The organism is Candidatus Rokuibacteriota bacterium (genome assembly GCA_016209385.1).
Taxonomy (GTDB): domain Bacteria; phylum Methylomirabilota; class Methylomirabilia; order Rokubacteriales; family CSP1-6; genus JACQWB01.
This window is the reverse complement of sequence record JACQWB010000156.1, coordinates 1-10,378: the sequence shown is the minus strand read 5'-3', so window position 1 is coordinate 10,378 and position 10,378 is coordinate 1. Positions and strand designations below refer to the sequence as shown.

The following is a 10,378-nucleotide window of genomic DNA, read 5'->3' as shown; positions in this document are numbered from 1 at the left end:
GGGCCGAGGCCGAACTCCCGGAAGAAGCTCTCGTGGAGCGACCGCTCCACCTTGAGGGCGCCCGCCGCGTGCTCGTTGAACATGATGATCCAGTCGTCCTGCGGGGCGCGCGCGGCCGCGATGGAGAGCGCCCGCGCGAACTCGCGCAGGTAGAGCGCGTCCTGCACCGCGTAAAAGCGAAAGCTCTCCCGCGCGAGGGACCCATCCGTGAGCCCCTTGAGGAAGGGGTGGCGCAGGATGGCCGCGTAGACGGCGCGGATGGAGTCCCAGAGCTCGTCGGTGAACGCCATGACGCTACCGGCTGGTGGTCCGCCAGTGTTCGGCGATCGCCTCCAGCGCCGTGACCCACACGCCGGAAGTTTTCTGAACCGTCTCGACCAGCACCGCCAGGCAGGCCAGGCGCGAGGGCCGACCGATGATCTGAGGGTGGAAGGTGAAGGTGGTCACGCCGCCGGCCTGGTGTATCCCCCTGAACTCAGAAATCCACCCCTCGAGCACCGGCCCCGGCGGCTGGAGCGAGCGCGTCCCGGTGAAGAGGAAGTACGGCGCGTCGTCCAGCACCCAGCTCACGGGAATCTCCACCAGCGCGCGGCCGGCGACCGGCGCGTGGAGGTACGGGGTCAGGCGATCCATGAAGTTGGAGGAGTACTCGAAGCCGTAGCGGGCCAGCAGATCGAGGGTGTGAGAGGAAAGCTGCCAGGCCGGGGCGCGGTAGCCCTTCGGGCGCTTCCCGGTGTGGCGCTCCAGCGTCGCCACGCTCTTCTCGAGGATCGCTTCCTCTTCCGCCGCGGGAACCTCGCTGACGCGCTCGTGACGGTAGCCGTGGCAGCCGATCTCGTGGCCATCGGCGAGAACAGCCTGGACCGCGTTCGGATGATGGTCCGCGACCCAGCCCGGGATGAAGAACGTGGCGCGGATTCCGCGTGTGCGAAGCAGCTCCAGGATCCGCGGCAGCGCTTCGACCGGGCCGAAGCGACCCTGCGAGAGCGCCACCGGCTCCTCGGTGCCGCGGGCGAGCCACAGGCTCTCGGCGTCGAGATCAAACGTGAACGCGCACGCCGAGCGGGATCCTGCCGGCCAGTCCGGAGCGGCCACGGCTAACGAAGCGCGGCGGGAGGGGCGGAGGAGGCCCGGGGCTTGGGAGGTTCCACGGGAACGTCCCAGACGACGGTGAAGCCGAGCGCGAACCACCCGGGGTGCTCGCGGGCGACCAGGACGTCACGACGGACCGGCGGTGCCGTCCAGCCGGACAGGCCGAAGCGGACCGCGGTGTTGGGACCGGTCCGCACCGTGGTCGTGAACGGCGCGATGAAGGCCGGGTCGTGACGCGTGCGGACGTTGTCCGGCGTGAAGTCGCTCTCGCGCGGGTGGGTGATCTGGGGCGGCTGACCCGGGAGGACCAGCTCGGGAGGCTTCACACGCTCGGGCGGCGGGGCCACGATCTCCACCTGCTGAGCCCAGGCCGGCCCGACAGCAGCGAGCGCCAGGCCCGCCGCCAGCGCGAGAAGCAGGATCAGGCGTCTCCTCTCCACAAATCCATCATGACAGAGACGCAGCGCATGCGCAAGCCCCGGCTGGTCAGCGCAGGAGGCCGTCGGCCCGAAGCTGCTCGATCTCGTCAGGAGCGAGGCCGAGGAGCTCGCCGAAGATCCGCGGGTTGTCCTCCCCGAGGCACGGAGCCGGTCTGTCGATCCAGCCCGGAGTCTCGGCGAGCTTGATGGGCGAGGCGTAGAGGCGGAGCGAGCCGACGACCGGGTGCGTAACGGACGCGAGTGTGCCGCGCGCGCGAAAATAGGGGTGGGCATCGTGGGCCTCCAGACCCAGGACCGGCGCGGCGGGGAGGCCGAGCGCCTGGCAGCGCGAGACGATCTCTGCGCAGTCGACAGCCCGAGTCCATTCGGTGATCCGAGCGTCCAGCGCGTCACCGTTCTTCTTGCGGCGGTCCAGATCGCCGAACCGCGGCTCACCGCACCAGGCCGGGTCGCCCACCACCTGGCAGAAGGCACGCCACTCGGCCTCGGTCTGACAGGCCAGCGCGACCCATTCGTCCTCGCCGCGGCAGGGATAGATCCCGTGGGGCGCGAGGCTCGCGTGCGTGGCGCCCTGAGTCTTCCACACCCGCCGGTTCATGAAATAGTCCATCAGCGCCTCACCCGCGAGCCCCACGGTTGCTTCGAGCTGGCTCATGTCGATCCACTGCCCCTCGCCTGTCTTCTCGCGATGCCAGAGGGCGGCCAGCACAGCAAAGAGGCCGTGGTGGGCGTTGGAGGGATCGGCGTAACCGAAGGTGAGCGCGCCGAGGCAGCGCTCGCCGGGATAGCCGATCAGGCGCTCGAGACCGGCGAGGCTCGACAGCGACGGCGCGAAGGTCCGCACCGCCTCCCACGGTCCGCCGTGCCCCACGGCCGAGCAGGAGATCATGATCAGGTCGGGCTTGACCCGCGCCAGCGCGGGGTAGTCCAGCCCGACCTCCCGCAGCACCGAGGGCGAGAAGTTCTCCACAACCACGTCGCTTCTGGCGACGAGACGCTTCAGGAGCTCCGGAGCCCCCGGATGGCGGAGGTCCACGGTGATGCCGAGCTTTCCCCGGTTGTACTGGTGGAAGAGCAGGACCGTGTCGATCTCGTGGGCCCGAGAGGCGAGAGCGTCAGAGACCTTCTCGTCCTCGCCCAGGGGTGTGGGGATGAGGCGGCAGTAGTCGAGCCGCCGCGACGACTCTACCTTGATGACCTCCGCCCCGAACTCGGCCAGGAGGCTCGAGAGCACCGGGCCCACCGCGACCCAGCCGAAGTCCACGACGCGGATCCCGTCGAGCGGTCTCACGCGATGATCCCTTCCCGGCGAAGCGAGGCGAGCTCGGTGGGGGAGACACCGAGGCGTCCCAGGACCAGGTCCGTGTGCTCGCCGAGGAGCGGCGCGGGCCGGAGGAGCCGCCACGGGGTTTTGGAAAATTTCCACGGAGCGCCGGGATACGTGAGCGCCCCCACCTCCGCCCGCGCGATCTGGACGAAGAAGTCTCGAGCCGCGAGCTGGGGACAGCGGGCGACCTCCTCGGTCGTGCGGACCGGCGCGAACGGAATGGCGTGGCGTCGGCAGAGCTCCTGGAGCTCGGCGCTCGTGCGCTCCCTCAAGTAGGGGACGAGGAGCGCATCCACCTCGTCAGGATACTCGCGCCCCATGGCAGCCCGATCGCGGTACCGGGCATCCCGGGTCCATGTGGGATTTCCCAACGCCTCAAGGAAGCGCTTCCAGGGGTGGCCCGAGCGGGTGATCAGACAGAAGTAGCCGTCGCGCGTCGGCAGGATCGCGTACGGGTAGAAGCCCCCCGATCCCGACGCGCGGTGTCCCGAGCGCCGCCACGGCAGGCCGGTCTCGGTGTAGAGCGGTGAGGTGATCCCCCCGTAGAAGGCCATCGCTTCGGTGGTGGCCACGTCCACGTGCTGGCCCCTGCCGGTCTTCTGGCGCGCAAAGAGGGCCAGCATCGCGCCGCACGCGCCGTTGATCCCCCCCTGGTAGTCCGGCTGGGACGCCGGAAACGGCAGCGGCGCGCGACCGGGCTCGCCGATCACCACGCTCGCGCCGCCCGCAGCGCCGGCGTGGAGGGCATGGCCGCGCCAGCTCCGCCAGGGACCCCGGTGGCCGAAGCAGGAGATCGAGACGTGAACGAGCCTGGGGAAACGACGGCCGACCGCGTCGGGGTCCAGGCCCAGGGGCCGAGCGTCGTCGGGGTGAAGGTTCTCGATCAACAGGTCCGCCTCGACCAGGAGGCGGTCGAGGATCCCCCGGCCCGCTTCGCGGCCCAGATCCAGCGCGATGCCCAGCTTGTTAGTGTTCAGGAGGAGGAAGAGCCCGCTCCGCTCGAGGTGGGGCGCGTCGTTCAGGAAGGGTCCGTGGCGCCGCGCCCACTCGCCGGTCGGCGGCTCGACCTTCACGACTTCGGCGCCGAGATCGGCGAAGCACTTGGCGGCGTATGGGGCCGAGACGAGCTCTCCGACCTCCACCACACGAAGGCCTGTCAGGGGCCCCACGCGAGGGTCTATCGTGCGCGGCGTGGGAGGGCGACCGCAGCGCTCCCCTGGGCCGTGACCTCGCCGCGCTGGTTTTCAGCCCGGAGCTCCAGGTGGACGAGCGCTTCCCCGTGCTCCTCGGCCTTGCCGGCGACGCGGCCGTGGCACCAGGTGGTGTCGCCGAGGAGGTTGTGACGCCGGACCTGGACGTTCAGGCGCCGGAGCACGCCGTCGTCCCCCATCCAGTTCGTCACCAGGTGGCCCAGCCAGGCCACCCGTTCGGGACCGTAGTCGTACGCGCCCGGCACCCCCACCGCCCGCGCGAAAGGCTCGTCCCAGTGGACGCGCTCGGGAGGCTCGGGAATGCCGAACGCGTTGTCGATGGCCAGCGCCGGGTGGCGCTCGAAAAGCTCGAAGGCAAGGCCGTGGCCCCTCACGTAGAGGCCGCCCCACCCCTGGACGAACGCGATCACCGAGGTCACGGTGAGCGGACCCTTCACCACCGGCGGGAGGACCTCGCCGACCTCGACGTCCTCCCAGTGGCGCGGGGTCGCGCCGCGGAACGCCTCCGCGGCGTAGGCCCTCCGGATCGCGTCGAGGTCGGCCGCCGTGTACCGGTGCGGCGTCACGCCCCGGTACTTCCCGCGTTCGCGCGCGGTATCGCGCTCGGTCCTGAAGCACCAGGAGTCGGCCTCCGCGACCACGTCGCCGCGGTCATTTCTGAAGCTGGTTCGGTACGTCTGCTGGATGGCCCGCCGGGCAAAGGCCGAGGGCTTCTCGACCAGATCGAGCAGCACGCTCTCGCCCACGATCCGCTCCCCTTCCCTGATGGGCCGGCGCCAGCGGAAATCGGTGCCGGCGAACATGGCGTGGATCCCCGGCAAGCCGCCGACGTAGCCGGAGACGATCCGGTCCATCGCGTAGAGGATTGTCGGAGGCGCCACAATCCCGCCCCACCGACTCTTGGCAGCGTAGTCGGGATCGCTCCAGAGCGGGTTGCGATCGCCGATGCCGTGCGCCCAGTGGCGGATCGCGTCACGGGTGGCGACCTCGACGTAGGGCTGGGGGCGCGGCACGGGCTCGCCGATGCGGGCCCGGAGGGCCTCGAGCGCCTCAGCAGTGATGGTGGGAAACCGCGTCATGATGCCCAGCCATTCTCCGCCCACCGCGCGCGGAGGGTCAAGCGGGCACGGGATCGGACGTGTGGAGTCAGCCGTCAGCGGTCCGCGACCGGGGCGCGGCCAGACCGAGCAGGCGGAGGCGCGTCCTGAGGGTGTTGCGGTTGATGCCGAGAAGCTGCGCGGCCCTGAGCTGGTTGCCGCCAGCCATCTCCATGGCGAGCGCCAGGAGCGGCCGCTCGACTCGATCCATCACGGCCCGGTAGAGCCCGCGCTGCTCTGACGCCCGGAGGTCCTGCACCAGGCCGGCTACGGCTCGCGCAATGAGCTGGTCGAAGCTCAGCGTGCCGCGTTCAGTCACCGAGCTCTTCACCACGGTTCATCCCTTGCGAAGGTCGAGCGGCGAGAGACCCAGGAGTGCGCCCCGGGCGATCGCCCAGAGGCGATGAAACGCAGCCTGAAGCTCGGGCGCCCCCGCGGTGAGGAAGCGGACGAGGACGCCACCTCGCCCCAGCTCGCTTACCGCGCCGCGCACCCCGGAGAAATCCGCGAGAGCTGCTTCGAGCTCGGCAGACACCGACCGACCGTCGCCGTCGAAGAGAAGCGCCAGCGTCGCCAGGTAGTTCATCCCCTCCATCCCGCCGAGTCCGGACCACGTTCGTCGCGCCGGGATCAGCCTGAAGCGATCCCTGAGCCTGGGCCCGAGACGGTCGGTGACCACCACGGTGGTGTCCAGCTCGGCGAAGCACCAGACCTCGCCACGCGCCACGCGGCCGATGGCGAGGGCATCGAACAGGATTGCGCGGCTCCCCTCGCCCAGCTCCACCGTGACGGACTGGCGCAGGGCAGCGCCCGGGAACGGGATGAGATGGTCGGGCACGTATTCAAGGACCGCTCCCGGGCCGAGGCGAGCGAAAAATTCTTGAATCGCCGGAGTGCCGGCGGTCCGGTAGACCTTCGTGGCCGACGGCGTGGTGAGGCAGCAGTGGGCCCCGTCACCCGCGCTCACCTCGGTGCGGAGACAGTCGCCTCCCACGAGGCCACCGGTCGGGTTGAGCAGCACGAGCACGGCAGCGCCTCCGGCGTCGATGGGAAGGGCCTCGAGCGCCTGGAGCGGGAGCGTGAACCGCCGCTCGGTCAGGACCGTGCCGGCACCGCGCCGCTCGAACCTCAGGCGGAGAAAGCCGTCCCTGCCGACCCGTTCAAGTCTCGAAGAGCAGATCGCGTCGGATCCAGTCGACGATGGGCTCGACACCGGTTCCGTCGCGCAGGTTCGTGAAGACAAACGGTCGGCCTCCTCTCATCCGTTTGGCATCTGACGCCATCATGCCGAGATCCGCGCCCACGTGGGGAGCCAGGTCAATCTTGTTGATGACGAGCAGGTCGGAGCGGGTGATGCCGGGTCCCCCCTTGCGCGGGATCTTCTCTCCCTCGCCGACGTCGATTACATAGATGGTGCCGTCCACCAGCTCGGGGCTGAAAGTCGCCGCGAGGTTATCCCCCCCGCTCTCCACCAGGATCAGCTCGAGGTCCGGAAAACGCGCGAGGAGCGTCCGGATCGCTTCCAGGTTCACCGAGGCATCCTCCCGGATCGCGGTATGGGGGCACCCGCCGGTCTCCACGCCCAGCACGCGCTCGCCCGGGAGCACACCCCGGTGGATCAGGAACTGCGCGTCCTCCTGGGTATAGATGTCGTTGGTGATGACCCCGAGCTGGTAGTGCTGCCTGAGGCGCAGGCAGAGCGCTTCGACCAGCGCGGTCTTCCCTGACCCGACCGGGCCGCCGATGCCGATCTTGAGCGGCGTCGGGATCATGAACGAAACAACCGCCGCTCGAGGCTCGCGTGGCGCATCCCCGCAATCTCCAGCCCCGGGGTGAAGCTCGAGACGTCATCCGGCGCCGTGGCGGCAGCCTCGGCGGCCAGGCGCACGACGGTATCGCGCAGCGACCAGAGGACGCGCTGGCCCTCGAGCTGGCCCAGCGGAAGGAGCCTGAGCCCGGCCCCCACCAGGAGCGCGGCGGTCGCGTAGAGGAACGCGGTCGTCGCATCCGTGGGAGACCACCCGACGACAGCCCCGGCCATCCCGAACGTGACGGGATGGTGGCCTGGAGTCCTGCCGGCTTCCACGGCCTGCTGAAAGACGATGAGGCGCGAATCGCCGGTGAGGGCTGCGGCCACCCTGAGGGTCTGGCGCCCCATCTGGCGACTCGCCTCGCGAAACTCGCGGACCGGCTTCATGGCCTCCAGCGTGGCGTCGATCACGGCGCAGGCCTCGTGGTCCCCGCTCTGCGTCGCCCGGAGCGCTCCGGCCAGCGCCACGGCATCACACGGCGCAGCGGCGCCTTCGAGGTGAGCTCGCACAAACGCCTCGAGCCCGACGCGGTCCGTGATGATTCCCGCCTGACAATACGTCTCGAGCCCGAAGGAGTGCGCGTAGCCTCCGGTGGGAAAGAGACCGTCGGCGAACTGAAGCAACGAGAGCAGGGCGGCTCGGAGGGGGGCGTCGCCCCCTCCGATTGTCCTAGACATGGCGGTGGGCCCCGCCGCCGATCGGCTCAAACACCGCAACCCGCCGCTCCCACGGCACCTCCGACCGCGACAGAAGCCGCTCCATGGCCGGGTCGTCGGGCACCAGCAGGACGAGGGGCGAGAGGCGCTCAACGGCAAGGGAGAAGTGCCGGTTCCCCACTTCGAAGGCCAGCCGGATCGCGTCGGCCGGGTTCCGGGGCATCGCGGCGAGCACGGGCTCCTGCGCCGGCTCCACCACCAGATACCAATCCCGCTGGACAGCGAGAACCGACCCGGGCGACATCACGCTCCCGGTGGGGAGGCCGAGGGCGACCTCACGCCCGCCCCGCGTCACGGCGCGACGGCGCCCCCAGCGGCGCTCCTCCCACGTCAGGACGAGGGCATCCCGTTCCTTGCCCGCCAGCGTCTCGGCGGGGATCTGTCCCGGTGGCTCGGCGATCAGCAGCATGCCTAAAAGAGAAAATAGCGCTGGGCCATGGGGAGAACCTGAGCCGGCTCACATGTGAGGAGCTGCCCGTCAGCGCGGACCTCGTAGGTTTCCGGGTCCACCTCGATTTGCGGGCAGGCGTCGTTGTGAATCATCGAGCGTTTGGTGAGGCCGCGGCACCCGCGCACCGCGACCACGCGCTTCTGGAGGCCGAGGCGCGCCGGCACGCCGCCGTCCAGCGCCGCCTTGGAAACGAAGGTCAGCGCGGTCGTGTGTGGCGCGCGCCCGTATGCGCCGAACATGGGGCGATAGAGGAGCGGCTGGGGGGTCGGGATGGAGGCATTCGGGTCCCCCATGGCGGCCCACGCGATGAATCCTCCCTTGACGATCAGATCGGGCTTGACCCCGAAGAACGCCGGCTTCCAGAGCACCAGATCCGCGAGCTTGCCCACCTCCACCGAGCCGACCTCGTGAGCGATCCCGTGGGTGACGGCAGGGTTGATCGTGTACTTGGCGACGTAGCGCTTCACGCGGCGGTTGTCGTTCCGGCCATCGCCGTCGAGCGGACCCCGTTGCCGCTTCATCTTGTCGGCGGTCTGCCAGGTCCGCATGATCACCTCGCCGATCCGCCCCATCGCCTGCGAGTCGGAGGAGAGCATGCTGATCGCGCCCAGGTCGTGGAGGACATCCTCCGCGGCGATGGTCTCGGCGCGGATCCGCGACTCGGCGAACGCCAGGTCTTCGGGGATCTTCGGGTTCAGGTGGTGGCAGACCATGAGCATGTCGAGGTGCTCGTCCATCGTGTTCACGGTGAACGGCATGGTCGGGTTCGTCGAGGACGGCAGGCAGTTGGGCTCGCCGCAGACGCGGATGATGTCGGGGGCGTGGCCGCCGCCCGCCCCCTCCGTGTGGTACGTATGGATCGTCCGCCCTTTGAAGGCGCGGATCGAATCCTCCACAAACCCCGCCTCGTTCAGCGTGTCCGTATGGATTGCCACCTGGACGTCGTACTCCCCCGCGACGGTCAGGGCGCAGTCGACGGCCGCCGGCGTGCTGCCCCAGTCCTCGTGGAGCTTCAGGCCGATGGCCCCCGCCTCGATCTGTTCCCGGAGCGGATCGGGGCGCGAGGCATTGCCCTTGCCGAGAAACCCGAGGTTGAGCGGCAGCCCGTCAGCCGCCTCGAGCATCCGGTGGAGGTTCCAGGCCCCCGGGGTGCACGTCGTGGCGTTGGTGCCCGTGGCGGGACCCGTCCCACCTCCCAGAAGGGTCGTGACGCCGGCGGAGAGGGCTTCCGCGCAGAGTTGCGGACAGATGAAGTGGATGTGGCTGTCGATGCCCCCCGCGGTCACGATCTTGCCCTCGCCCGCGATCACCTCGGTGCCGGCCCCGATGACCATGCCCGGGCTCACCCCTGCCATGACGTCCGGGTTGCCGGCCTTGCCGATCCCCACGATGCGGCCGTGCTTGATCCCGATGTCCGCCTTGACGACCCCCCAGTGATCCACGATCAGGGCGTTCGTGATCACGAGATCCAGGACGCCCTCGGCCGAGGTCGCGCGCGCCGACTGGCCCATCCCGTCACGGATCACCTTGCCGCCGCCGAACTTCACCTCGTCGCCGTACACGCTCAGGTCCCGCTCCACCTCGATGAGGAGATCGGTGTCGGCCAGTCGAACCCGATCGCCCGTGGTGGGGCCGTAGAGGTCCGCGTGCTGCCGTCGCGAAATCCTGAGGCTCACGACTCGGCGCCTCCGAAGGCCTGTTGCCGGGCGCGCTGCACGGCCGAGACTTTAGCGGGCTCAGTCGTGGGGCCTTCAGTCAGCGCGTTGAGCCCGTAGACCTCGCGCCGGCCTGCCAGCTCCACCAGGGTCACGCGCTTCGCGTCGCCGGGCTCGAAGCGCACCGCGGTACCGGCGGGGATGTTCGGGCGCATGCCGAACGCGAGAGCCCGCTCGAACCGAAGCGCCTTGTTCGCCTCGAAGAAGTGGAAGTGGGAGCCCACCTGGATGGGCCGGTCGCCGGTGTTGGCCACAATCAGCTCGACCGTCTGCCGCCCCTCGTTGGCCCTGATCGGTTCCTCGGCCAGGATGTACTCGCCAGGAATCATGTCAGCCCTCCCGCGTTCGAGCGCCCACCCACGCCTCCGGCGCGGGTACCCGGCCCGCGCAATCAACTCAGGCCTCGCCTCGTGGCTCTTACTTACTCGGGTCTCGCCTCGCCGCTGGCGCAGGCGATGAAGCTGCCTGCGCCGAAGCGCCTCGGCTCGAACTGCCACGCCTGCGGCTCGTCGGCAGCC

At 69.8% G+C, this 10,378-nt stretch carries 13 protein-coding genes; all 13 read right to left on the bottom strand.

Translation table 11 applies throughout. From position 1 onward, the window contains the following. Positions 1-290, bottom strand: a 290-nt coding sequence (locus tag HY726_10990; GenBank protein ID MBI4609522.1) for a thiaminase II, incomplete at its 3' end; no start/stop codon positions are given. Positions 291-294: 4 nt separating this feature from the next. Beyond that, a complete protein-coding gene (locus tag HY726_10985) occupies positions 295-1,095 on the bottom strand; it encodes a polysaccharide deacetylase (GenBank protein ID MBI4609521.1) in 801 nt (266 codons plus the stop codon). 2 nt (positions 1,096-1,097) lie between these two features. Then, positions 1,098-1,532, bottom strand: coding sequence for a hypothetical protein (locus tag HY726_10980; GenBank protein ID MBI4609520.1), 435 nt, complete (start codon positions 1,530-1,532; stop codon positions 1,098-1,100). Positions 1,533-1,578: 46 nt separating this feature from the next. Beyond that, positions 1,579-2,823, bottom strand: coding sequence for a CoA transferase (locus HY726_10975; GenBank protein MBI4609519.1), 1,245 nt, complete (start codon positions 2,821-2,823; stop codon positions 1,579-1,581). After that, the gene (locus tag HY726_10970; protein MBI4609518.1) at positions 2,820-4,028 is read right to left on the bottom strand and encodes a CoA transferase; all 1,209 of its coding nucleotides are present in this window, start codon (positions 4,026-4,028) and stop codon (positions 2,820-2,822) included. The genes HY726_10975 and HY726_10970 overlap by 4 nt, the downstream gene beginning before the upstream one ends. A gap of 8 nt (positions 4,029-4,036) precedes the next feature. Next, positions 4,037-5,158, bottom strand: a complete 1,122-nt coding sequence (locus HY726_10965) for a MaoC family dehydratase N-terminal domain-containing protein (GenBank protein ID MBI4609517.1) — start codon at positions 5,156-5,158, stop codon at positions 4,037-4,039. A gap of 58 nt (positions 5,159-5,216) precedes the next feature. Continuing rightward, positions 5,217-5,378, bottom strand: coding sequence for a hypothetical protein (locus HY726_10960; GenBank protein ID MBI4609516.1), 162 nt, complete (start codon positions 5,376-5,378; stop codon positions 5,217-5,219). A 126-nt stretch (positions 5,379-5,504) separates the two neighbouring features. After that, on the bottom strand, positions 5,505-6,380 hold the full coding sequence (locus tag HY726_10955) for an urease accessory protein UreD (GenBank protein MBI4609515.1): 876 nt from the start codon (positions 6,378-6,380) through the stop codon (positions 5,505-5,507). Continuing rightward, the gene (gene ureG, locus HY726_10950; protein ID MBI4609514.1) at positions 6,328-6,939 is read right to left on the bottom strand and encodes an urease accessory protein UreG; all 612 of its coding nucleotides are present in this window, start codon (positions 6,937-6,939) and stop codon (positions 6,328-6,330) included. The genes HY726_10955 and ureG overlap by 53 nt, the downstream gene beginning before the upstream one ends. Continuing rightward, positions 6,936-7,655, bottom strand: a complete 720-nt coding sequence (locus tag HY726_10945) for an urease accessory protein UreF (protein ID MBI4609513.1) — start codon at positions 7,653-7,655, stop codon at positions 6,936-6,938. Before HY726_10945 ends, ureG begins: the two co-directional genes overlap by 4 nt. Further along, the gene (locus HY726_10940; GenBank protein MBI4609512.1) at positions 7,648-8,103 is read right to left on the bottom strand and encodes a hypothetical protein; all 456 of its coding nucleotides are present in this window, start codon (positions 8,101-8,103) and stop codon (positions 7,648-7,650) included. Before HY726_10940 ends, HY726_10945 begins: the two co-directional genes overlap by 8 nt. Before the next feature lie 2 nt (positions 8,104-8,105). Further along, positions 8,106-9,821 carry an urease subunit alpha gene (gene ureC / locus HY726_10935; protein ID MBI4609511.1) on the bottom strand — a complete coding sequence of 572 codons (1,716 nt, stop codon included), beginning with the start codon at positions 9,819-9,821 and terminating at the stop codon, positions 8,106-8,108. Further along, complete coding sequence (gene ureB / locus HY726_10930) at positions 9,818-10,189, bottom strand: urease subunit beta (GenBank protein MBI4609510.1); 372 nt, start codon at positions 10,187-10,189, stop codon at positions 9,818-9,820. Before ureB ends, ureC begins: the two co-directional genes overlap by 4 nt. Between the last annotated feature and the right edge of the window lie 189 nt (positions 10,190-10,378).